The sequence below is a fragment of the Sphingobium sp. B8D3A genome, from assembly GCF_025961995.1.
Classification (GTDB): domain Bacteria; phylum Pseudomonadota; class Alphaproteobacteria; order Sphingomonadales; family Sphingomonadaceae; genus Sphingobium.
The window spans coordinates 160462-182211 of the sequence record NZ_JAOQOS010000001.1 but is presented as its reverse complement, the minus strand read 5'-3'; the positions used below and the strand labels follow the sequence as shown (position 1 = coordinate 182211).

20 protein-coding genes are annotated in these 21750 nt (G+C 66.7%); 13 read left to right on the top strand and 7 right to left on the bottom strand.

The annotated features are described in order from the left end of the window. Positions 1 to 64: 64 nt before the first annotated feature. The 3 genes from M2342_RS00915 to hflK all read right to left on the bottom strand — a co-directional run bounded on the left by M2342_RS00915 (position 65) and on the right by hflK (position 3682). Entirely contained in the window at positions 65 to 1564 is a 1500-nt protein-coding gene (locus M2342_RS00915; RefSeq protein WP_264577698.1) for a DegQ family serine endoprotease, read from the bottom strand. 151 nt (positions 1565 to 1715) lie between these two features. Then, on the bottom strand, positions 1716 to 2561 hold the full coding sequence (hflC, locus tag M2342_RS00910) for a protease modulator HflC (protein ID WP_264571680.1): 846 nt from the start codon (positions 2559 to 2561) through the stop codon (positions 1716 to 1718). Beyond that, on the bottom strand, positions 2558 to 3682 hold the full coding sequence (gene hflK, locus M2342_RS00905) for an FtsH protease activity modulator HflK (protein WP_181561123.1): 1125 nt from the start codon (positions 3680 to 3682) through the stop codon (positions 2558 to 2560). Before hflK ends, hflC begins: the two co-directional genes overlap by 4 nt. 124 nt (positions 3683 to 3806) lie before the next feature. Here hflK and M2342_RS00900 point away from each other — a divergent pair, with 124 nt between their 5' ends. From M2342_RS00900 to M2342_RS00880, 5 genes are read left to right on the top strand one after another with little or no spacing between them, the layout of a single operon-like run. Beyond that, a complete protein-coding gene (locus M2342_RS00900; RefSeq protein WP_319799457.1) occupies positions 3807 to 4820 on the top strand; it encodes an Mrp/NBP35 family ATP-binding protein in 1014 nt (337 codons plus the stop codon). Continuing rightward, positions 4820 to 7120, top strand: a complete 2301-nt coding sequence (locus tag M2342_RS00895) for a molybdopterin cofactor-binding domain-containing protein (RefSeq protein WP_413715047.1) — start codon at positions 4820 to 4822, stop codon at positions 7118 to 7120. Before M2342_RS00900 ends, M2342_RS00895 begins: the two co-directional genes overlap by 1 nt. Continuing rightward, complete coding sequence (hemH, locus tag M2342_RS00890) at positions 7117 to 8139, top strand: ferrochelatase (RefSeq protein WP_264577697.1); 1023 nt, start codon at positions 7117 to 7119, stop codon at positions 8137 to 8139. Before M2342_RS00895 ends, hemH begins: the two co-directional genes overlap by 4 nt. A gap of 34 nt (positions 8140 to 8173) precedes the next feature. Continuing rightward, positions 8174 to 8896, top strand: a complete 723-nt coding sequence (phbB, locus tag M2342_RS00885; RefSeq protein WP_181561125.1) for an acetoacetyl-CoA reductase — start codon at positions 8174 to 8176, stop codon at positions 8894 to 8896. 8 nt (positions 8897 to 8904) lie between these two features. Then, complete coding sequence (locus tag M2342_RS00880; RefSeq protein ID WP_264577696.1) at positions 8905 to 9144, top strand: ribbon-helix-helix domain-containing protein; 240 nt, start codon at positions 8905 to 8907, stop codon at positions 9142 to 9144. Positions 9145 to 9172: 28 nt separating this feature from the next. Here M2342_RS00880 and M2342_RS00875 read toward each other — a convergent pair whose 3' ends face one another. Beyond that, positions 9173 to 10183, bottom strand: a complete 1011-nt coding sequence (locus M2342_RS00875; RefSeq protein WP_264577695.1) for an adenosine kinase — start codon at positions 10181 to 10183, stop codon at positions 9173 to 9175. A gap of 128 nt (positions 10184 to 10311) precedes the next feature. Here M2342_RS00875 and M2342_RS00870 point away from each other — a divergent pair, with 128 nt between their 5' ends. The 3 genes from M2342_RS00870 (at position 10312) to rnk (ending at position 11987) form a co-directional block, all read left to right on the top strand. Next, entirely contained in the window at positions 10312 to 10977 is a 666-nt protein-coding gene (locus tag M2342_RS00870; RefSeq protein ID WP_264577694.1) for an EI24 domain-containing protein, read from the top strand. A gap of 4 nt (positions 10978 to 10981) precedes the next feature. After that, positions 10982 to 11347, top strand: a complete 366-nt coding sequence (locus M2342_RS00865) for a hypothetical protein (RefSeq protein ID WP_264571685.1) — start codon at positions 10982 to 10984, stop codon at positions 11345 to 11347. A 241-nt stretch (positions 11348 to 11588) separates the two neighbouring features. Next, positions 11589 to 11987 (top strand): nucleoside diphosphate kinase regulator, encoded by a 399-nt coding sequence (gene rnk / locus M2342_RS00860; protein WP_264577693.1) that lies wholly within the window; start codon positions 11589 to 11591, stop codon positions 11985 to 11987. Positions 11988 to 12018: 31 nt separating this feature from the next. On the opposite strand, the gene M2342_RS00855 is transcribed toward rnk, so the two are convergent. Beyond that, positions 12019 to 13623, bottom strand: coding sequence for a S1C family serine protease (locus M2342_RS00855; protein WP_264577692.1), 1605 nt, complete (start codon positions 13621 to 13623; stop codon positions 12019 to 12021). A gap of 199 nt (positions 13624 to 13822) precedes the next feature. Here M2342_RS00855 and ada point away from each other — a divergent pair, with 199 nt between their 5' ends. Both ada and M2342_RS00845 read left to right on the top strand, forming a co-directional pair. Continuing rightward, the gene (gene ada / locus M2342_RS00850; RefSeq protein WP_264577691.1) at positions 13823 to 14866 is read left to right on the top strand and encodes a bifunctional DNA-binding transcriptional regulator/O6-methylguanine-DNA methyltransferase Ada; all 1044 of its coding nucleotides are present in this window, start codon (positions 13823 to 13825) and stop codon (positions 14864 to 14866) included. A 705-nt stretch (positions 14867 to 15571) separates the two neighbouring features. After that, positions 15572 to 16138 (top strand): LPXTG cell wall anchor domain-containing protein, encoded by a 567-nt coding sequence (locus tag M2342_RS00845; RefSeq protein WP_264577690.1) that lies wholly within the window; start codon positions 15572 to 15574, stop codon positions 16136 to 16138. 77 nt (positions 16139 to 16215) lie between these two features. On the opposite strand, the gene M2342_RS00840 is transcribed toward M2342_RS00845, so the two are convergent. Then, positions 16216 to 18384, bottom strand: coding sequence for a primosomal protein N' (locus M2342_RS00840; protein WP_264577689.1), 2169 nt, complete (start codon positions 18382 to 18384; stop codon positions 16216 to 16218). Between the two features lie 144 nt (positions 18385 to 18528). Here M2342_RS00840 and fsa point away from each other — a divergent pair, with 144 nt between their 5' ends. Further along, positions 18529 to 19182, top strand: coding sequence for a fructose-6-phosphate aldolase (gene fsa / locus M2342_RS00835; RefSeq protein ID WP_181561134.1), 654 nt, complete (start codon positions 18529 to 18531; stop codon positions 19180 to 19182). Between the two features lie 81 nt (positions 19183 to 19263). Here the strand turns inward: fsa and M2342_RS00830 are convergent, their stop codons facing one another. Next, positions 19264 to 20478 carry a penicillin-binding protein activator gene (locus M2342_RS00830; protein WP_413715045.1) on the bottom strand — a complete coding sequence of 405 codons (1215 nt, stop codon included), beginning with the start codon at positions 20476 to 20478 and terminating at the stop codon, positions 19264 to 19266. A 10-nt stretch (positions 20479 to 20488) separates the two neighbouring features. Between M2342_RS00830 and rsmI the strand changes: the two genes are divergently transcribed. Further along, a complete protein-coding gene (gene rsmI, locus M2342_RS00825) occupies positions 20489 to 21325 on the top strand; it encodes a 16S rRNA (cytidine(1402)-2'-O)-methyltransferase (protein WP_264577688.1) in 837 nt (278 codons plus the stop codon). Further along, a complete protein-coding gene (locus M2342_RS00820) occupies positions 21322 to 21696 on the top strand; it encodes a YraN family protein (RefSeq protein WP_264577687.1) in 375 nt (124 codons plus the stop codon). Before rsmI ends, M2342_RS00820 begins: the two co-directional genes overlap by 4 nt. Positions 21697 to 21750 lie beyond the last annotated feature (54 nt).

Sequence of the window (21750 nt, the reverse complement as noted above, 5' to 3'; positions counted from 1 at the left end):
GCGGCACAAACAGAAAAGGGCGCGAGGTCATCGCGCCCTTTCACTCCGTCGGGATGCCCCGCGCTTACATGCCGCGCAGGCGGATCGGCACGAAGGCCGGCTGCGATCCGCGGCGGACCACCTGCAGGAGCACGGCGTTGCGGCCGGCATCCTTGGCAGCCTGCGCGGCCTTGCCCAGTTCCGCCTCGCTGGTGACCGGCTGGCCATTGGCCGTGGTAATGACGAAGCCGCGGCGCAGCCCCTTCTGTCCGGCATCGGTCGCGGGGTCGACAGCTGTCACCACCACGCCGCGCGTATCCGCCGGCACGCCAAGCTGGCGGGCGATGGCGGGCGTCAGCGACTGAACGGCGATGCCGAGCAACTGCTGCGAGGCTTCCTTGGTGGCCTGGGCATCCTGGTCCGAGAAATCGTCCTCGGCCGGCTGGCTGAAGTTGGCCAGTTCCTCTTCCGCCGGACGCTCCTCGATCGTCGCGCGAATGGTCATGCGCTTGCCATTGCGGATCAGCTCGATCGGCACGCTGGAGCCAACCGGCAGATTGGCGACGATGTAGGACAGCGTCTCGTCCGGGTTCACCTCGCGATTGTTGACCTTCACGATGACATCGCCGGCCTTGATGCCGGCCTTGTCGGCCGCGCGGCCCGGCTCGACGCCATGCACAAACTCGCCACGGTTGCGGGGCAGGCCAAGCGAATCGGCCATGTCTTCGGAAAGCTGGCCGATCTGGATGCCAAGATAGCCGCGCGTGATCGTCTGGCCCTTGCGCAGCGTCTCAATGATCGGGACAGCCTGCTCGGCCGGGATTGCGAAGCCGATGCCGATATTGCCGCCGGTGGGCGAAAGGATCTGGCTGTTGATCCCGATCACATTGCCGTTCATGTCGAACATCGGGCCGCCGCTATTGCCCTGGTTGATCGACGCGTCGGTCTGGATGAAGCGCTCGCCGCCGCCGGTGTTACGGTGGAGCGCCGAGATGATCCCGGCGGTGACCGTGCTGCCGATGCCGAAGGGATTGCCGATGGCGATCACCCAATCACCGACGCGGGCACGGGTCGAGTCGCCGAACTTCACGAAGGGCAGTGGCTTGGTGGTGGAGATCTTGAGCACGGCAAGGTCCGAGCGCGGATCGGTGCCGATCAGCTTGGCCTCATATTCCGTGCGGTCGGGGAGCGTGACGGTGATCGAGTCGACCCGTGCGCCCCGCGCACCCGGCGCGATCACATGATTGTTGGTGACCACATAACCATCTGCCGAGATGATGAAGCCCGAACCGAGCGACTGCGCCTGGCGAGTCTGGGGCTGGTCGCCCGAGCCGAACAGGGCGCCGAACGGCGTGCCTGCAAACGGGTTCTGCACCTGCACGCGCTGGCGGGTGGAAATATTCACCACGGCCGGCTGCAGGCGCTGCGCCATGTCGGCGAAGCTCATTGGCGCGCCGCGCGGCGCGGCTGCGGCCATGTTTTCGTTCTGCGCGGTCTGCGCGACGACGGTGGATGAATTGGATGTCAGGGCAATGGCGGTGCCGCCGAGGAGGAGGGCTGCGGTAATAGCATAAGCGTAGCGCACGAAGATGTTCCTCTTCTCTTCATCTTTCGCCGGGTGTTCCGGAACGGAAGGCCCGGAGCCGGGGAGTGACCCACCGGCCATGGAATCGCCCGGATGAACGGGCATTGAATGGTCAGGGCGCGACGTAAAGACGCCGCGCCCTCAATCAACTTTAGCGCCCCCGGAACTGGCGGAGATAGTCGTTGTCCGTGGACAGGACGGCGCTGGTCTCGCCCGGTGCGGTTTCGGCAAAGGTCGTCCGGTAGGACTGCATGGCGCGATAGAAATCGTAGAACTGCGCATCCTTGCCGAAGCTGGCCGCATACACCTTTGCTGCGGCGGCATCGGCATCGGCGCGGATCAGCTGGGCGCGCCGGGCGCCCTCTGCGCGGATGGTCAGCGCCTCCTGCTCGCGCGCGGTGCGCATCCGCTGGAACGCGCTCTGCAGCGGTGTACCGTCGGGCAGGTCGGCGCGCATGATCCGCACGTCGATGATCTCGGCGCCATACTGCCGCGCGACCCGGTTCAGGCTGGCGGTGATGTTGTTCATCACCTCGCTGCGTTCCGGGCTGAGCAACAGGTCGAAGCGGCGGCGGCCCAGCTCGTTACGCAGGGCCGAACCCAGGATCGGGCGCAGCGCGTCCTCAACTCGGGTCTCGCTACCGGCCGAGATGAACATGCGTCGGGGGTCGACGATGCGGTAGCGTGCAAAGGCATCGACCTGCAGACGCAGCTGATCGGTGGAGAGCACCTGCTGGCGCTCCATGGCGACCGACTGCACGCGCTTGTCGATCCACACGACCTGATCGACGAACGGCAGCCGGACCTTGAGGCCGGCACCGGTGTTCCCGAACACCTCATTGGGCTTGTAGGCATTGTAGATGCGGACCGGTTCGCCGAAGCGCAGCACGACGGCCTGCTTGGTTTCCGGGACGATCGAGAAGGTGCTGGCCAGCAGGATCAGGCCGACAGTCGCCAGAACGGCCAGCAGGATGGGGTTGCGCAAGGAGAGGTTCATTGTGCTCCTCCCTGCTGCTGGGCTTGCGGCTGTGCGGGCGTCTCCACACTCACATTCGCGCGGGGGCGAAGGGCTGGGAGCGGCAGATAGGGCGTCACACCGGGGGTTTCGACAATGGTCTTGTTCACGCCGGAGAGCACACTTTCCATGGTTTCATAATACATGCGGCGACGCGTCACGTCGGGTGCGAGGCGATACTCCTCATACACCTTGTCGAACGCGGCGGCCTCACCCTGTGAGCGGGCAGAGAGCTGCTGCGCATAGGCGCGGGCCTGATTGAGATAGGTTTCGGCAGCCTGCTGCGCCGCACTGACTTCCTTGAAGGCATCGTTCACGGCGGCTGGCGGATCGGCCTGCTTGATGGCGACGCCCTGAATGCGCACGCCCGCGCCGTAGCTGTCGAGAATCTGCTGCATCCGCTCCTGCACCTGTGCCTCGATGGCATTCCGCCCGGCGCCGAGCGCGTCGGTCAGCGAGACTGTCGCCACCACTGCGCGCATGGCGGATTCGGAAACGGCGGTGATCGTTTCCTCAGGATTGGCGATCTGGAAGAGATATTGCTGCGGGTCGCGGATATTCCAGCGGACAGAATAGCCCAGATTGATGATGTTCTGGTCCCCAGTGAGCACCAGCTTCTCTGACTCATCGCCAGCCGAGCCGAGATCGACGGTGCGGATCTCTTCGACGTCGAGGATGGTCACATTTTCGAGCGGGGCGGGCAGCGACCAGTTGATGCCGGGGCCAAGGGTGCGGCTGTAGCTGCCCAGGATGGAGACGATGCCGCGCTCTTGCGGGCCGATCCGGTGAATGCTGGTGGTGGCGATCCAAAGCACGACGATGGCGATGGCGGCATAGAACCAGATCGCGCGTCCACCCGGGCTGCGCGGCGTACCGCCGCCCTGGCCGCCGAAGCTGTCCCGCGCGCGGCGCATCAACTCATCGATTGCGCTCGGGCCGCGCGAATCCGCGCCACCTCTGTCATCGCGGGGCGGTGGGGTCCACGGGTTGCGCGGACCTTCCTTGCCTTTACCGGAAGACGGCTCCTCGCCCTGCGTGCCCCAAGGACCACCTTCGCTCATTGGCAAAGTCTGGCCGGGATTTTCCATCAATTCCTTACTCATGCCGTGGTTATAGGGACGGTCTTTGCGGAAATACAGGGCCGTGCTGCGATAATTGCCCCTTGGTGAGGGCGTATTCGGGCGCTCTTCGATTCACAAAACAGTCGGCATGTTCTAGAGCGCCCGCATGACTGACTCTCCGATCGATGATGCGTCCGCCCTTCCGCCCGCTCTGACCGCCCGGATTGAAGGCCTGGCAGCGGGCCGCGCCGGGGGACTTCGCCTGCGCGACAATGTCCTCAGCCTGGTGCTGGATGTGAGCGGACTGGACGCCGAGCAGCGCGATTCCCTCGCCGCCCAACTCGTCGCGGCGGGCACGAGCGAATTCGGTCTGGAGGATGTGCGGGTCGCGATGACGGCGGAACGCGCCGCGCGCCCCACGATCATCGCGGTGGGGTCGGGCAAGGGCGGTGTCGGCAAGTCGACGCTCTCGGTGAACCTCGCCGTCGCCCTCAAGGCGCTCGGCAAACGTGTCGGCATGGTGGATGCGGACATTTATGGCCCCTCTCTGCCCCGCCTGCTGGACAGCGAGGATGCTAAACCCAAGGCGGAAGGCAACCGCCTGTTTCCGGTCCAGAACGCCTATGGCATCCCGATGCTGTCCATGGGGCATCTGGCCAAAAAGGGGCAGGCGATTGCCTGGCGTGGTCCGATGGCCGGCAATGCACTCGGGCAATTGCTGGATGCGGACTGGCAGGGCATCGACCTTCTGGTGGTCGATTTGCCGCCGGGCACAGGCGACGTGCAGCTCACCATGATCCAGCGCTACAAGCCGGCCGGGGCGGTGATCATCTCCACGCCGCAGGATCTGGCGCTAATCGATGCAACGCGCGCGGTCAGCTTCTTCGATCAGGCGAAGGTGCCGGTCATCGGCATGGTGGAGAATATGGCAGGCTATGTCTGCCCGCATTGCGGCGAGGTATCCGATCCGTTCGGGTCCGGCGGAGCAGAAGCGAGCGCCGCGCAAATGGGTCTACCGTTCCTCGGGCGCGTGCCGCTGGATATCGCAGTCCGCACCGCATCGGATGCGGGCAAGCCGCCCGCTGCGGATGAGGGCGTGGCTGGCCAGCCGTTCCGCGCCATTGCCGAGCGGGTTGCCCGCTGGCTTGATCGAAACGGGTCGGGCGCCACGGCCGGTTGATGCAGACGCCGCGCAACAGGATGGGCAGCAGCGGCGGCGCAGAGAAGTCCGGCAAGGGACTTCCTTCATCCATCAACCGCCGAACGCTCCTGATCGGGGCTGCGGCAGGCGGCGGACTGGCCCTGGCCTGGGGGCTCTGGCCGCGCGACTACGCGCAAACCGCGGATGCAACGGAGAGCGAGACCGCGTTCGGCGCGTTCCTGAAGATCGACCGGAATGGGCAGGTCATCGTCATGGTGCCGCAAGCGGAGCTGGGGCAGGGCGTCTTCACGCTGTTCGCGCAACTCGTTGCGGATGAACTCGGCGCTGACTGGCGCACCGTCGCGGTCCAGCCCGCCCCGCCCGGACCGCTTTACGCCAATCCCACGCTCCTGCGGCAATGGTTCTCCGGGCCGGTCACCGAGCAGTTCGGGGATCTGAGCTTTCGGGCGATCGAGGAATATGCGCGTCGGTATAATCTGGTCCTGACGGGCGGGGCGACCTCGGTTGCCAATTTCCGCAACGCCTTGCGCGAGGCCGGTGCAACCGCGCGGGTGCTGCTCTGCATGGCGGCGGCGGATCGCTGGGGGGTCGGCTGGGAAAGCTGCGATATCGTCGCGGGGATTGTCAGCGATGGGACGAACAAGGCGCGGATCGGCGCGCTGGCCGAAGAGGCCGCCGCTTTCACGCCGCCCGATCCGCTGCCCTTCCGGCCAGAAGGGCGCGAGGATGCCTTGATCGGCACCGAAGCACCCAGGTTGGATGTGCCGGCGAAGATCGACGGATCGGCCAATTATGCGGCCGACATTCGGTTGCCGGACATGATCTACGCCTCGATTCGGCAGGGGCCAGTCAATGCCATCGCGCTCGAATCGATCAACGAGGCGGAGGCGCGTGCTGTGCCCGGCATGATCGACATCGTGCGGGAGATAGGCTGGGTCGCGGTGACCGGCCGCACCTGGTGGGCGGCGAATCAGGCGTTGAGCCGGCTCGATCCCGTATTCCGGCTCGATGGGCCGGAGCTGGACGATGCAGTCATCGATACCGCGCTGGAAGCCGCGTTCGAGAGCGGCCAGGGCGGGCGCTATTTCCACCGTGGCGATCTGGAGCCGGTCTTTGCCGGTGCGCAGGTCGTCAGCGCCGTCTACGATGTGGCGCCGGCGCTGCATCTGGCGCTTGAACCGCTGGCGGCAACGGCGCGCGTGCGGCCGGAGGGCGTGGAGCTGTGGATGCCGACGCAGGCCCCGACACTGGCCCGCGATGCCGTGGCCAAGGCACTGGGCGTGTCAGCCCGCGACGTGACCATTTATCCCTTGTTCGCGGGCGGCTCCTTCGGGCTCAAGATGGAGGTCGATGCTGGCGTTCAGGCGGCGCTCATCGCCCGTGCCGCCAATGCCCCGGTGCAGCTCATGTGGTCCCGTGCGGAGGATATCATCCGCGATTATCCGCGGCCGCCGGCCCGCGCGCGGATGGTTGCCAAGCTGGGGCCGACCGGTCTGATCGAGGGCTGGTCCGCGAAGGTGGCTGCGCCCGCCACGCTGGCCCAGCAGTGGCGGCGAATCGCGCATGGCCGCACGCGCGCGCAAGCGCGGGCCGACACAGCAAACAAGGCCGACGCTCTGGCCGTCTCCGGCATGGACCTGCCCTATGCGATTCCCAATTCCGCGGTGGATCATTTCCCCGCCGACCTCGCGCTGGCGACCGGTCGCTGGCGGGGCAATGCGGACAGCTATGGCTGCTTCTTTTCCGAGAGCTTCATCGACGAACTGGCGGTGGTGTCGCAGATCGAGCCGCTCTCCTTCCGGATGCAGTTGCTCGGCAACAATCCCCGTCTGGCGCAATGCCTCACCGCCGTCACCGCGCTTGGCGATTGGCAGGGCGGCGTGCCGGGCAGCGGCCAGGGCATCGCCTGCCACAGCATGGCTGGCGGCCACATCGCGGTGCTGGTGGAGGCTGGCTTGTCGCAGGGACGGGTCGCGGTGAAGAAAATCTGCGCGGTTGCCGACTGCGGGAAGCTGATCAATCCGGGGATCGCGCGTCAGCAGATCGAAGGGGGGCTAATCTTCGGCCTCGCCATGGCGCTCGGTGGCGCGCCGGCTTATGCCGGATCATTGCCAGCCGGTCTGCAGCTTGGCGATTATGCCCTGCCGCGCATGGCGGATGTGGGGGAGGTGAGCGTGGAATTCATCGACAGCAGCGCGGCCCAGTCCGGCCTTGGGGAAATCGGCGTGCCGGCGGTTGCGCCAGCGCTCGCCAGTGCGCTGGCGACGGTCACGGGGAGGCGCTACCGTCGCTTGCCGGTCATGGGAGAGGATGGATGAACGAATCGCAGATGACGGGCGACGCTATCGGCGCTCAAGGTGGCCGGGTGGCCGTGCTGGTCGTCAATCTCGGCACCCCTGATGCGCCGACGCCAGCAGCGGTGAAGCGCTATCTGCGCGAGTTTCTGTCCGATCCGCGCGTCGTCGAGATTCCGCAAGCGGTCTGGCAGCCGATCTTGCGCGGTGTCGTGCTCAATGTGCGCCCGCGCAAGTCGGCGCATGCCTATCAGCAGGTGTGGACGGACGATGGCTCTCCGCTGGCGATGCACACGCGGGATACGGCGCGGGGCCTGCGGGTCATCTGGGGGGATGCGATCACGGTCGACTGGGCGATGCGCTATGGCGCGCCATCCATTGCCGACCGGCTGACCGCGCTGAAAGAGAGCGGCCACGAGCGCATTCTGATCGCCCCGCTCTATCCCCAATATTGCGGCGCCACGACGGCGAGCGTGATGGATGCGGTCGGTCAGGCGCTGGAAGCGATGCGGTGGCAGCCCGCCATCCGCACCCTGCCGCCCTATTTCGACGATTCCGCCTATATCGAAGCATTGCGCGCCCGCACGCAAAGCCAGTTGGCGGCCCTGCCATTCGCCCCGGATCGCCTGCTGGTGAGCTTCCACGGCATGCCCAAGCGCACCCGCGAACTGGGCGATCCTTATTATGCGCAGTGCGTGGAGACGGCGCGTCTGCTCGGCGAGGCGCTCGGGCGTGAGATCATCGTCACCTTCCAGTCCCGCTTCGGCCCCGCCAAATGGCTGGAGCCGGCGACGGACACCGTGCTTGAGGGACTGCCCGGCCAGGGCGTGCGCTCAGTGGCGGTGATGACTCCGGGCTTCTCGGCGGACTGCCTGGAGACGCTCGAGGAAATCGCCCTGCGCGGCAAGGAGAGCTTCGTCGCCGCGGGTGGCGAGCATTTCGCCTTTTTGCCCTGTCTTAACGCTCAGGCGGACGCTATTGCCATGTATCGGCAGCTTCTCGGGCGAGAACTTGCCGGCTGGGTAGAGCCGTCCAGCATTTGACCGAACCCTTGATGACGCGCAGGAGAGGCATTGAATGAGCAGAGTAGCGATCGTGACCGGCGGAACCCGCGGCATCGGCGAAGCAATCAGTCTGGCACTGCGCGAGAAGGGGTTTGAGGTCGCTGCCAACTATGCGGGCAATAGCGAGCGCGCCAAGGCCTTCACGGACAAGACCGGCATTCGGTCCTACGCGTGGGACGTGGGTGATCATCAGGCCTGCCTCGATGGCTGCGCCCAAGTCGCGTCCGATCTCGGCCCGATCGACGTTGTCGTGAACAACGCCGGCATCACGCGAGACGGCGTGCTCATGAAGATGAGCTTCGAGGACTGGAACGAGGTGATGCGCATCAACCTCGGCGGCTGCTTCAACATGGCCAAGGCCACCTTCCCCGGCATGCGCGAGCGCGGCTGGGGGCGCATCGTCAACATCGGCTCGATCAACGGTCAGGCCGGCCAATATGGCCAGGTGAACTATGCCGCCGCCAAGTCGGGCATCCACGGCTTTACCAAGGCGCTGGCGCAGGAAGGCGCCAAATATGGCGTCACCGTCAACGCCATCGCGCCGGGCTATATCGATACCGACATGGTCGCCGCCGTGCCGGCCGCGGTGCTGGAGAAGATCGTGGCGCGCATTCCCGTCGGGCGTCTGGGCCATGCGGAAGAAATCGCGCGCGGCGTCGCCTTCCTGTGCAGCGAGGATGCCGGGTTCGTGACCGGATCGACCCTGTCGATCAACGGCGGCCAGCACATGTATTGAGCCGGGCGGTGGAAGAGACGCCACCGCTTTATGCCGGCCCGGTCAAGCGCAGCATGACCATTGCCGGCCACACGACCTCGATCAGCCTGGAGCCTGTCTTCTGGCGAGCGCTGGAAGACAGTGCCCGCGCGGCAGACCTGCCGCTGAGCGCGCTCGTCGCCCGCATCGATGCCGAGCGGATTCAACAGAGCGAGCCGCCCAACCTCGCCAGCGCGATCCGGTGCTGGTTGCTGGTGCGGGCAGGATAGGCGCCGGTGTTCCGGCGCCTGCCAAGCCTCAGGCGAGCAGCGTGCCGGCCAGGTCCTTGAGATCGGCCTCGGGCCGCGCGCCATAATGTGAGATGACCTCTGCAGCGGCGATGGCGCCGAGCGTAAGGCAGGTCGTCGGGTCCTGCCCACGCACATGGCCGGTCAGGAAGCCAGCGGCGAAGAGATCGCCCGCGCCGGTCGTGTCGATCACTCGCTCGACGGGCGCTGCCGCCACTTCATAGCGCGTGCCGTTCTGGATGGCGATGGCGCCCTTCTCGCTGCGGGTGACGATCAGCGTCGGCAGCTTGTCGGCAAAGCGCGCAATGGCCTTTTCGCAGTCCTGCGTTTGCGCCAGCGAGCAGATCTCGGTTTCGTTGGAGAAGAGGATGTCGATCATCCCGCCGTCGATCAGGCTGATGAAGTCCTCGCGATGGCGCTCGATGACGAAGGCGTCGGACAGCGTGAAGGCCACCTCGCGGCCGGCCTCGCGCGCGGCGGCGATGGCATCGCGCATCGCGGCGCGGGGCTGCTCCGGGTCCCACAGATAGCCTTCGAGATACAGGATGCGGGCCGAGCGGATCATGTCGAGATCGAGCGCGGCCGCGGGCAGGAACTGGGATGCGCCAAGGAAGGTGTTCATCGTCCGCTGAGCATCGGGCGTCACCATGATGAGGCAGCGCGCGGTGGGCGGACCGTCGCTCGCCACCTCGGTTTCATAGCGAATGCCCAGTGCGCGAATATCATGCGCGAAGATGCGGCCCAGCTGGTCGTCAGCGACCTGGCCGATGAAGCCGCATTTGCCGCCCAGCGCGGCCATGCCGGCTAGGGTATTGGCCGCCGACCCACCGGAAATCTCGAGGCCGCTCGCCATATCGGCATAGAGCGCCTCGGCCTGCTCGGCATCGATAAGCTGCATCCCGCCCTTGGTGAGCGCGCGGCTGGCGATGAAGGCATCGTTTTCCTGGGAAATCACATCGACAATGGCATTGCCGATGGCGACGACATCAAGAACAGCTTCGGACAAAAGGCATTCCTTCATGAAGGATGAGGCAGGGCGGGAGAAGCCCGTCCTTATCCGCCTGATCTCGCCCCGGCAAGCAGCGTGGGACAGGGCATGGGGAACGCCGGCCGCTTGACCGCCGCGCGTGCTCGGGCAAAACCTGTCCCATGGTGTTTCCCGCCTTGCTGCGCGCCCTCCCGCAAATCCTGTTGCCCGGCATTCGCGCGGTGCTCTGGCAGAGTCTCGCCATCACCGTGGCGATCTTTGCGCTTATCGGCGCGGGCGTCTGGTTTGGATTGCGCCTGCTGCTGACCCGGACCGGCTGGCTGGATGCAGACGGTTTCGCCGGCGCAGCGCTCGCCGTCGCAATCGCGCTGGTCATCGGCTGGCTGCTGTTTCGCGCCGTGGCCATCGCCATCGTCGGGCTTTACGCGGATCGCATCGTGGCGGTGGTCGAGCAGACGGACTATCCCACACGCCATGCGCAGGCGGCGGCCGTGCCTTTCGCCACCGGAATGCGGATCGCCTTGCGCTCGGTCGGCCGCGCGGTCGGCTGGAATCTGGCGGTGCTGCCGCTCTATCTGGCGCTGCTGGTCACCGGCGTTGGCGCACCGATCCTGTTCCTTGTGCTCAATGCCTATCTGCTCGGCCGCGACCTTGCCGAACTGATCAAGGGGCGGCATCCGGGCCTGACGGTGTTCACGGCTGGCCAGCGCTGGCAGCTGGGCCTCGTTTCGGCGCTTCTATTCCTGCCACCCGTCGTGAACCTGTTGGCGCCGATCTGGAGCGTGGCTATGGCCGCGCACATGTTCCACGCGCGGCGGAAGACCTGAACAGATGCTCTTGCGCTTTGGCTTTCCCCTGCTTGCCCTGCTCCTCTCCGGCTGCGGCGCGTCGCTGGTCCCGCAGACTGGCGGCCAGGCGCCCGCGGTCGGCTATGCCCCTGCTAAGCGGCCCCAGCCGGGCGGCATCGTCGGGGCGGATGCGCGGGGCCTGCAACGGCTCTTCGGGGAGCCTCGGCTGGACATTCGCGATCCTGCAGTGCGCAAGCTGCAGTTCGCCAACGGCCAGTGCGTGCTGGATGCCTATCTCTATCCCCCGGCCGCGAATCGGGAGCCCGTTGTGACGCATGTCGATGCACGCAACAGCGCGGGCGATGACATGGACGCCGCTGCCTGCGCGGGCCTGCTCCGCAGGCGCTAGGATGGCGCGCCGGGGCGCGTCGATTGACTTCCCGATCAGGCAATGACAGCTTGCAGGCATGACTGAGCATGGTGGCCAGCCTCGTTGCCCGTCGGGCAACCGATCTTATCGAGGTCAGATCCTCACGGGACGATAGCCCCGGGAGTCGGCGCAGCTCGCCCCGACTGTCGGGGTGAATTCGCGCATCTTGCCCAGCGTCCCCGATAGGTGGCGCTGGCCCTCCATCTTGAAAGATCCATCCATGACCAGCACACAGGCGGGCCGCAGGCCGGCCATCCATATGATCGACACCGAAGCCGATCGCCTGACCGAACTGGCGCTCGGCGCCGAAGACCGGTTTCCCGAGGTCAGCGCCTTGTTGCTCGACGAAGTCGGGCGCGCGACGGTGAAGACCGCCAGCCAGATCGGCCCCGATGTCGTCAGGATGCAATCCACGGTGGCGTTCATCGATGAAGAAAGCGGCGCCGAGCGGTCTGTCCAGCTCGTCTATCCCGGCGAGGCGGACATCAATGCCGGGCGCGTCTCCATCCTCACTCTGATCGGCGCGGCGCTGATCGGCCTGCGCCAGGGTCAGTCAATCAACTGGCCGGACCGCAGCGGCAAGCGGCGGCGGCTGCGCATCCAGTCTGTCAGCCACTGAGGGGCCATGGTGGCGGGCAGGGCGTCAGGCCTCAGGGTGCTGTGCTTTGCCCCGCCGCCTTCGGCGCCTGCCGCTCGCAGCGATAGACGAGGCGCTCGTTCGGGCTGGATGGCAGCCGCGCCTCGATCTCGCCCTGAATCTGCATCAGCTTGGCGAGCCGCTCTGGGTCGCTCGAGCAGCCGGACCAGCCGATCTTGTCCCGCAGCGCGCGCATCTCTGCGGCGCTCTGTGCGCTCACGAGATAGTTATCGGTGCGGTAGCGGCCGATAGCGGGGTCGAAGCGCCGCACCGAAACAGCGGCCTCGTCTGCCGGCACGAGGGCGCGGGACCAGCCGGTCGCGCCATTCTGGAACTGGGTGCGCCCGTCGAGGCACCCCTGCTGCGTCCAAGTAAAGCTCAGGTCCGCCGTTTCCGAGACGGTCACCCGGCTCAGCCCCGGTTCGAGCCGGCATAGCCAGCGACCGCTTTCGGCCGACGCCGCGCCGTCCGTCTCGTTGCCGACCGCATTGCCGGCATCCGGCAGCGGCTCGGCCGGTGCGTCGGCGCTGTCGAAACTCGGGCGCAACGCGAAGGTCAGCACTGCAGCCAGCAGCAGCACACCTGCCGCACCCCCGAACCTCCGGGCGTGGCGGATGTTGCCGCGCGACTGGCCCAGTACGGCGGCACCACCGGTCAGAGCCGCAGCGGCGAGAAGCAGCGCGGCGATGGCGATCATGTTCTCGCGCCGGGCGATGACCTGCTGCTGGGCCTGCTCGCGCGCGGCGATGGCGCGCTCGCGGTCCTTCAGGGCGGCTTCGTTCTGCCGTCGCGCCGCCTCAGCCCGAGCGCGCTCGTCGGCGGCCTGTTGGGCGGCATCGATTTCCGCCATGGATCGGCAGGTTTCGCTGGATCGGCGTACCTGAACATTGGCCTGCCGCAGAAAGCTCGCAATCTCGCGCGTCGATACCGCAAAACCATATTCAGCATCGCTGCCGTCCGAGAGCGAGCCAAAGCTGTTGATGCCGATGACGCGGCCGCAATCGTCCACTAGCGGCCCGCCACTGTTTCCCGCCGCCAGTGGGGCGGTGTGCAGCACGGTGTCGAACTGGCGGGAGGCGCGCCCTGCCGAGACATTGCCAGAGGTGCGCACGGCGCTCATGGGGCGGATGATATCCTCGATGCTCATGCCCTGCGCGCGATCGACCGAGCCGGGATAGCCAATGGCGGTCACCCGCGTGCCGTCTTCCACCGGGCCGGCCAGGAAGGTCGCGATGGGGATCGACGGCGCGTCATCAACCGCCAGCAAGGCCAGATCATTGCCCGGCGAATAGGCCAGGATGCGGCCGCCATAGCTGTTCGTGCCCTCGGAGGGGATGATGCCGATGACGATGTTGGACTCGCTGCGGGCGAGTTCGACGACATGGGCGTTGGTGAGCACGCGGCCCGGCGCGATCATGACGCCGCTGCCATGGCCCACGAAATAGGCATTCTGGCCGTCCGTTGCCACCAGCGCCACCCGCACGACGCTGCGCGAGGCGGCGGCGATGTCCTGCACATCTGCCAGCGCCGGCGTCAGGGCAAGAGGCAGCAGCAGCGCAAGGGCGAGGTGGAGGACCGCTTTGAAGGAACCGAACAGTCCGGTGCGAGGCTTGATCATGGGGAACCTTTAACGCGCCCTTCGAGCTCTCGACAGAGGTTTTCACGGTCCACGCGCTTTGAAAGCAATTTACGGGAAGCTTGCCCGCATTGCCGGTGCGACAAGGACCCGCCGCTGACCCCGCGCCTTGCGTAAGCATGACCGGCCCGCTTACATCGGATAGCCCCCGCTCGATTGCGGAAGAGACAGGAAAATTGCTATGCCCGCCATCGCGCCGGCCATTGATGAAGAGACGGCATGGGCGGCCTTCGCGGCGCGCGACCGCCGCATGGACGGGCATTTCGTCGTCGCGGTCAAGACGACCGGCATCTATTGTCGACCGAGCTGTCCTGCGCGCCGCCCCCGGCCGGAGCATGTCACGATCCTGCCCGATGGCGGCGCGGCACGAGCGGAGGGTTACCGTCCCTGCCTGCGCTGCCGCCCGGACGATGTCGCGCCGGATCGCGCTGCCGTCACGCAAGCGCTGGCGTTGCTAGAAGCTGGTGAGGTCATGCCGCCGCTGGCCGAGCTGGCACGCGCCGTCGGCTACACGCCCCACCATTTCCAGCGCCTGTTCAAGCGGGCCGTCGGAGTCTCGCCGGCGGCTTACTGGCGCGGCCTTCGGGCGGATCGGCTGACGCGCGCGCTCCACAAGGCCGAAAGGATCACAGATGCGATCTACGATGCCGGCTATGAAGCACCCAGCCGCGCTTATGCCGATGCGCGGACGCGACTTGGCATGACACCGTCCGCCTGGCGCAACGGCGGCGCGGACGTGACGATTCGCTTCACGGTCACGGCGACCTCTCTGGGCGACATGCTGGTCGCGGCGACCGCCAAGGGCCTGTGCCGGATCAGCTTCGACGAGCAGGAAAGCGACCTGCGGCGGCATTTCCCGCGCGCGACGATCGTTGCCGGGGGTGCCGATTTTGCGGCATTGGTAGCGCAGGTCGTGGCGCTGGTCGACGATCCGACACGCGCGGTCGATCTGCCGGTCGATGTCGCCGGCACAGCATTCCAGCAGGCGGTATGGGCGGCCTTGCGGGCGATCCCCATCGGTGAAACGCGCACCTACACGCAGATCGCAGCAGCGGTCGGCAAGCCGGCTGCCGTCCGCGCGGCGGGGTCGGCCTGTGGCGATAACAAGCTGGCGGTGCTCATTCCCTGCCACCGGGTTCTTCGCAGCGATGGCGGATTGGGCGGTTATGCCTATGGGACGGATCGCAAGACGGTCCTGCTGGAGAAGGAAAAACGGCTGAAGTAGGACTTTTCTGGGGGAACATGAGGATAGAGTCGGCCCCCAATAGATCAGTGACGAAAAAACAACGAAAACTCATTGCCTTACGCGCCGGCTGCCAAGTAAATTTTCCGTTCAACTTGTCGCCATTGCCTAACAACTGGCCGGATTCAGCCGGGGGACGCGAAACCAGCCGACGTGTTCAGCGGTTTTTCCCATACTATGACACGCAACCATGAAACCCCTCGTACAGCGCTGACCGCGATTGCCGCCGTCTTGGCGCTTGGCTCCACCTCGGCTCTGGCGCAGGAGGCCGGAACCGCTCCACCCGCGGTCGATCCCGCAGGGAGTGAGATCGTGATTCCGGATGCGCAGCGTGCGCCTGCGGCGGTCCCGCTCCCGACAACCGCGCCGCCGCTGACGACCGTGGCTCCGATCGTCACGCAGAGCCCGGCAGCGCCTTCATCGAGCGCCTTAACGACCGCCCCCATCGTTGCCCCGGAAGCCACAACCGCGGGTACTGCTGATACCCCTTCCCAGGCGCGTCAGGCTGCTCGGACGTCCGCGGAAACGACCTCAGCCCCTGCAGAGCGCACATCGAGTGCCCGCGCGGAATCGACGCGTCCGACTGCGGCGCGTGAACCGGCTCCGCAGTTAGCCGCCAGCGATGCTGTTGCGCCGGCTGAAGCCCAGCCCCAGGCGGTTGAGGCAGCCCCTGCGACTGCGGCGCCGATGGTCAATGAGACACCGCAACCCGCACCGCTTGAAACCACCGGTGAGGCTGCTTCCAGGGATAACACCGCGATCATCATCGGCGGCGCTGGTGCACTCGTCCTGCTTGGGGCTGGCTTCATGGCCTTCCGTCGCCGCAAAACCTATGATCGTGAGATCGAAACAGATGCGATGGAGCGGGAGGTGATCCGTGAACCCGTCGTCACGCCGAAGCAGGATACGGTCGTGAATCCAGCCTATGCACCTGCCGTAGCGGCGCGTGCCCCCGTTGATTCTTCTGCTCCGACCATGCAGCGCTCCACTGTCGTCCGCGAGGGCGATCTGGAACAACAGGTGGCGGCGGCGCCGTCGCGGGAGAACCCATTTCTTACCCGTAAGAATCGTCTGCGTCGCGCCAACTTCCTGATGCGCCATGGCGCACTGCCTGAGGCTGCGCCGGCAACGGTGGACCGCCAGACTGCGGAGGCGGCAGCGCCCGCAACCCAGCCGCAAGCCCCTGCGCGTCAGACGGTTTATAGCTTCGGCGGGACGACCGTCCGCCCGACCCAAAAGCCGCGCACGACCTGATCTCCATCGGTCGGTAGCTTCAGATGCAGCCGCTCTTCGTAACGAGGAGCGGCTGTTCATTACAGCGCCGTTCGAAATCAGACGAAGCTGTAGGGATCGATATCCACGCTCACCCGCGTCGTTGACTTCCAATCGATCTGGCTCAGCCATTTGCGGACGATGGCCTGCAGATCCACCCCGCGCCGCGCGTGGACGAGCAATCGGAACCGGTGTCGACCGCGCAGCACGGCCAGTGGCGCTTCGGCCGGACCATAAACGTCCAGACCATCCTGATGGGGCGCAATCTTCCCGATTCGCTGTGCCGTCTCCCGGGCCAGTGCTCCGTCGGTATCGCTGACGATGATTGCCGCGAAGCGCCCAAACGGCGGCGCGTTGGCGATCCGCCGGCTTTCCGTCTCCATCGCGTAGAAGCGCGCGCCATCGCCATCGAGCAAGGCCCGGATCACCGGCGCCTCCGCAGCGCGGGTCTGGATGAAGACCCGTCCAGGCTTCTCGCCACGCCCCGCGCGTCCCGAGACCTGCATGATCTGCTGATAGGTGCGCTCAGCGGCACGCAGGTCGCCGCCATCCAGCCCGAGATCGGCATCGACCACGCCGACCAGCGTGAGTTCGGGGAAGTGGTAGCCCTTGGTGACCAGTTGCGTGCCGATGATGATATCCACGGCCCCGCCCGCCACGTCCCGCACAAAGGCAGCCGCCCGAGCCGGAGACCATAAGGTGTCGGAGGTGACGATGGCGGTGCGCGCCTGCGGGAAGAGCAGCTTCACCTCGTCCGCGATACGCTCGACACCGGGGCCGCAGGCGACCAGCGCATCGCTCTCGTTGCATTCCGGGCAGGCGTCGGGCGTGGGGATGCTGTGGCCGCAATGATGGCAAGCGAGGCGCCGGGTCAGGCGATGCTCGACCATCCACGCCGTACAGTGCGGGCATTGGAAGCGATGGCCGCAATGGCGGCACAGGGTGAGCGGGGCATAGCCGCGCCGGTTGAGGAACAGCAAGGATTGCTCGCCACGCTCCAGCGTCTCCGCCATGGCCTTGACCAGCGGCGGCGCGAGCCATCGGCCCCGGTCGGGCGGGTCGCGCGTCAGGTCGAGGCCGATGATCTCCGGCAGTTCGGCGCCGCCGAACCGGCTGGGCAGGGCAATCTCTTCATAGCGCCCCAGCGCGACCTGATGGCGCGTCTCGATCGCCGGAGTCGCCGAGGCGAGGATGATCGGGCAGCTCTCGAACATGCCGCGCATCACCGCGACGTCCCGCGCATGGTAGCGCACGCCTTCTTCCTGCTTGAAGCTGGTCTCATGAGCCTCGTCCACGATGATGAGGCCGAGCTTTGGGTAAGGCAGGAACAGCGCCGAGCGGGCGCCCACCACCACCTGCGCCTCGCCGCGTGAGATCGCCCGCCAGGCGCGACGCCGGTCGGATTGCTTGAGGCCGGAATGCCAGGGCACCGGCTCACAGCCAAAGCGGGCGGTGAACCGGTCGAGAAACGGCTCGGTCAGCGCGATCTCGGGGAGCAGCACCAGCGCCTGCTTGCCCTGCCTCAGGGTCTCGGCCAGCGCCTCGAAATACACCTCCGTCTTGCCCGATCCGGTGACGCCATCGAGCAGCACGGTCTGGAAGGCATGGGCGCGAACATGGTCTGTCAGCCTGTCGGCCGCGGCCTGCTGGTCGGCGCTGAGCGTGACGGTCACGAAGTCGGGGTCAGGCTCGGGATAGGGTTGATCGGTGGAGACCTCCACGGCCTCCAGCGCGCCCTGCTTCACCAGCCCGCGAATCACCGCGTCGCTGACTTCGCCAATAGCGGCGAGTTCACGCACCAGCCCCTGACGCTCACCAATGCGTTCCAGCGCTTGCGCGCGCTGGGGCGTCAGCGGATCCGGCACGGCGCCGGTCGGACGATATTCCACCACTGTCTTCTCGCCATCCAGCGCGGACATGGAGGCGAGCGCCATGCGCAGCACGGCAGCGGGCGGGGCGAGATAATAATCCGCCGTCCACTCGATGAGGCGGCGCAGAGAGGCGGGCAAAGGCGGCGCGTCCAGCACGCCGCTAATGGGGCGCAGACGATTGTCGCCGACCGGCGCGACGTCCGGAAAGCGGTCCGCTTCCCACACCACGCCGATCATCGGGCGCGGACCCAGCGGGGCGACGACGATCTGCCCGGGCTCCACGCTCATGCCATGCGGCACCCGGTAATCGAGCGGGCCTAGCGCGGCGTTGAGCAGAATGATCCGGGCGCGGGTCATGCTCCGGCCTTAGAGACTGTCTGGCTCGGAGGAAATGGCATCGTCGGCCTCGCTTGCGCCTCCGCACGGCAGGCGGGCCTTACATCCGGGGGCGTGCGGCGCTATAGGCGGCGCCAATCTCTCCACAACCGGGAACCTCTGGCCATGAAATTCTTCGTCGATACCGCCGACACTGCCGACATTCGCGAGCTTGCCGCCACTGGCCTGCTGGACGGCGTGACGACCAATCCCAGCCTCATCCACAAATCGGGCCGCAAGTTCCTCGAAGTGGTGGAAGAAATCTGCGGGCTGGTCGATGGCCCCGTCTCAGCAGAAGTCGTGGCGCTCGATCATGAGACGATGATGAAGGAAGCCGCCGTGCTCCGGAAGATCGCCGAGAATGTCTGCATCAAGGTGCCGCTCACCATCGATGGCCTCAAGACCTGCAAGGCGCTCACGCAGGATGGCTGCCAGGTCAATGTGACCCTGTGCTTCTCGGCCAATCAGGCCCTGCTGGCCGCCAAGGCCGGCGCGACGTTCATCTCGCCCTTCGTCGGACGGCACGATGACAATGGCTTCGACGGCATGCGGCTGATCGAGGACATCCGGCTGATCTACGACAACTATGCCTTCGAGACGGAAATTCTGGCGGCTTCGCTGCGTCATCCTATCCATGTGCTCGAATGCGCGAAGATCGGCGCGGACGTGATCACGGCGCCGCCGGCGGTCATCAAGTCGCTGGTCAACCATGTGCTGACCGACAAGGGCCTCGCCGCTTTCGCTTCCGACTGGGAGAAGACGGGTCAGTCGATCCTCTAAGCGCTGCTGTGTTGCAATAAGAAGGACCGCTGTCTCCCGGGAGGCAGCGGCCCTTTTCTTTAGCTCAAAGGCTGGCGCGATCTAGCGCCCGAAACCCTTGGGCGCGGCGTCCACCACCGTCGATCCGCTCGGGCCGACCTGCTGGACTTCCAACGCGCGCTCGGCGATCCCATCTCGGCCGAAGCGAAAGGCGCCATCGATGCCAGCGAAGCCCTCGGCGTCACGAAGCCGCGCCGCCGGGAAGGCCGTGCCCGGCTTCCAGTCCTGCGCGATCCGCACGGTGAGTAGAACCGAATCATAGCCTAGCGACGCCAGGCGGTAAGGCGCCGTGCCGTAGGATGAGCGATATTTGGTGGCGAGCGTGCGATAGAGTCCATCGGATACGCTCGCATACCAGGCGCCCCGCAGCGCCGTGCTGGCGGAAAGGCCGGATTCGGTCGCCCACAGCTCGGTACCGAGAATGCGCGCCTCCTTCGCACCGGCCGTGCGCACCAGCGGCGCGGCCTGCAACGCGATGCGACCGACATCGGCGATCAGCAGCGCATCATAGCTGGAACTGGCCGACAGGCGCTGGACCGCCGACTGCACCGAATTGGCCGAGCGATCGAATGTCTCCATTGCCACGACGGTGCCGCCGGCCGCTTTCACCTCGCTGAGAAACGCCTTGCCGGCCCGCTCGCCATATACGCCGCGCGGCACGAGCGCCGCGAAATCGCTCAGGCCGCGCGCCCTCGCAAAGCGCACGACGCGGGAGACCGATTGCTCCGGGCTATAGCCGAGCAGATAGACGCCATTGCCGGCGACGCTCTCGTCATTGGAATAGCTCAGCACCGGGATGTTGGCTGCGCGGGCGATTGGCGCGACGGCCCGCACTTCGTCCGCCGTCAGCGGGCCGAGGATGAGCTTGTTGCCTTCCGCTACGGCCTTGCGCGCTGCCTCGGCCGCGTTGCGCCCGGTGTCGTAGGTGGTGACGCGCAGCCGCTCGGTCTTGGTATCCAGCAGCGCCATGGTTGTGGCATTGGCCAGCGAGCGGCCGACGCCGGCATTCGTGCCGCTCATCGGCACGAGCAGGGCGATGCGATGCCGCTCCGTATCGGTCGGCAGGCCCTGCGTCACATCCGGCTGCTGTGTCTTGGGCGGCGGGGGAGGCGGCGCGGCGGGCGGCACCACGCGGGTACAGGCCGCCAGCAGCATGGCGCCGATCAGCACAATGCCCTGCAGAATGCGACGGGGCGTCGGGGTGCCTCCAGCCGCGATGTCGAACCTCACTTGCCCCGCAAGGCTCCTCTCTGCCATGGCACACCTCATGTCCGCTTCACTTGAGCCTGGCCTATATATCGTTGCGGGACCGATCGGCAACTTGTCCGACCTGTCGCCCCGCGCTGCCGCTGTGCTGCAAGGTGCGGACGTGGTGGCCGTGGAGGACAGCCGTGTGAGCGCCAAATTGCTGCGCCATGCCGGGTCCAACCGGCCCATGATTCCCTACCATGACCACAGCGATGAACGGGTTCGCGCCCGTCTGGTCGAGCGCATGGCGAGCGAAGCCGTAGCGCTGCTGTCGGACGCCGGGACGCCGCTCATCTCCGATCCGGGATACAAGCTGGTGCGAGACGCCCGTGCGGCGGGCCGATCCGTGAATACGGTGCCTGGGCCCTGCGCGGCGATTGCGGCGATCACGCTCTCCGGCCTCCCCAGCGACCGTTTCCTGTTCATGGGCTTCCTGCCCCCAAAGACGAAGGCCCGCACTGATGCGCTGATGGAAGTGGTGGCGCTCCGTGCGACGCTGGTTTTCTACGAGAGCGGGCCGCGCTGCGCGGCATCGCTGGCGGACATGGCGGCCGTGCTCGGCGATCGTCCGGCCGCGCTGTGTCGCGAGATCAGCAAGGCCTATGAGGAAACGCTGACGGGCACGTTGAGCGAACTCTCGGCTGCGTGCGCGCAGAAGGAGCCGCGCGGCGAGATCGTGCTGGTCGTCGGTCCGCCGGGCGAGCGCGCCCCACCGAAAGCCGACGAGATCGATGCAGCGCTGCGCGAGGCGCTGGAGCGGCTGACCGTCTCGCAAGCGGCAGGCGAAGTCGCACGCGCGCTGGGCGCGGACCGCAAGGCGCTCTACGCGCGCGCCATGGAGCTCAAAGGAAAGTGAAGGGCAGCCCGCCCACGCCGGCGCGGCTCGCTGCCGAGAAGCGCGGCCGGCAGGGCGAGCGGATCGCCGGCTGGTGGCTGCGGCTCAAGGGCTGGACGATTCTGGCGCGGCGGGTGCGCACCCGCGCCGGCGAGGTCGACCTGATTGCCCGGCGCGGCAAGATCGTCGCCTTCGTCGAGGTGAAGACGCGGGCCAGCGAGGCGCTGCTCGATGAAGCGATCGATGAGCGGCGGCTGGCGCGCGTCGCGGCGGCGGCGGAAGCGGTCGCCCATAACTGGCTAGGGCCGGATGATGACATGCGCATCGACGTGATGCTGCTTGCGCCGGGTCATCGGCCACGCCATCTGGAAAATGTCTGGCACGGCGGCTAGCGCCTGCGGTCCCGGTTGCGTCGCGTGACAGCGTCTCGGTTCAGAACAAGAGCA

Excerpts from the sequence above, each read along its gene's own strand:
- hflC (WP_264571680.1), bottom strand. The coding sequence starts at position 2,561 with ATGAACCTCTCCTTGCGCAACCCCATCCTGCTGGCCGTTCTGGCGACT.
- hflK (WP_181561123.1), bottom strand. The coding sequence starts at position 3,682 with ATGAGTAAGGAATTGATGGAAAATCCCGGCCAGACTTTGCCAATGAGC.
- M2342_RS00900 (WP_319799457.1), top strand. The coding sequence starts at position 3,807 with ATGACTGACTCTCCGATCGATGATGCGTCCGCCCTTCCGCCCGCTCTG.
- M2342_RS00895 (WP_413715047.1), top strand. The coding sequence starts at position 4,820 with ATGCAGACGCCGCGCAACAGGATGGGCAGCAGCGGCGGCGCAGAGAAG.
- hemH (WP_264577697.1), top strand. The coding sequence starts at position 7,117 with ATGAACGAATCGCAGATGACGGGCGACGCTATCGGCGCTCAAGGTGGC.
- phbB (WP_181561125.1), top strand. The coding sequence starts at position 8,174 with ATGAGCAGAGTAGCGATCGTGACCGGCGGAACCCGCGGCATCGGCGAA.
- M2342_RS00875 (WP_264577695.1), bottom strand. The coding sequence starts at position 10,183 with ATGAAGGAATGCCTTTTGTCCGAAGCTGTTCTTGATGTCGTCGCCATC.
- M2342_RS00870 (WP_264577694.1), top strand. The coding sequence starts at position 10,312 with ATGGTGTTTCCCGCCTTGCTGCGCGCCCTCCCGCAAATCCTGTTGCCC.
- M2342_RS00865 (WP_264571685.1), top strand. The coding sequence starts at position 10,982 with ATGCTCTTGCGCTTTGGCTTTCCCCTGCTTGCCCTGCTCCTCTCCGGC.
- rnk (WP_264577693.1), top strand. The coding sequence starts at position 11,589 with ATGACCAGCACACAGGCGGGCCGCAGGCCGGCCATCCATATGATCGAC.
- M2342_RS00855 (WP_264577692.1), bottom strand. The coding sequence starts at position 13,623 with ATGATCAAGCCTCGCACCGGACTGTTCGGTTCCTTCAAAGCGGTCCTC.
- ada (WP_264577691.1), top strand. The coding sequence starts at position 13,823 with ATGCCCGCCATCGCGCCGGCCATTGATGAAGAGACGGCATGGGCGGCC.
- M2342_RS00845 (WP_264577690.1), top strand. The coding sequence starts at position 15,572 with ATGGTCAATGAGACACCGCAACCCGCACCGCTTGAAACCACCGGTGAG.
- M2342_RS00840 (WP_264577689.1), bottom strand. The coding sequence starts at position 18,384 with ATGACCCGCGCCCGGATCATTCTGCTCAACGCCGCGCTAGGCCCGCTC.
- fsa (WP_181561134.1), top strand. The coding sequence starts at position 18,529 with ATGAAATTCTTCGTCGATACCGCCGACACTGCCGACATTCGCGAGCTT.
- M2342_RS00830 (WP_413715045.1), bottom strand. The coding sequence starts at position 20,478 with ATGGCAGAGAGGAGCCTTGCGGGGCAAGTGAGGTTCGACATCGCGGCT.
- rsmI (WP_264577688.1), top strand. The coding sequence starts at position 20,489 with ATGTCCGCTTCACTTGAGCCTGGCCTATATATCGTTGCGGGACCGATC.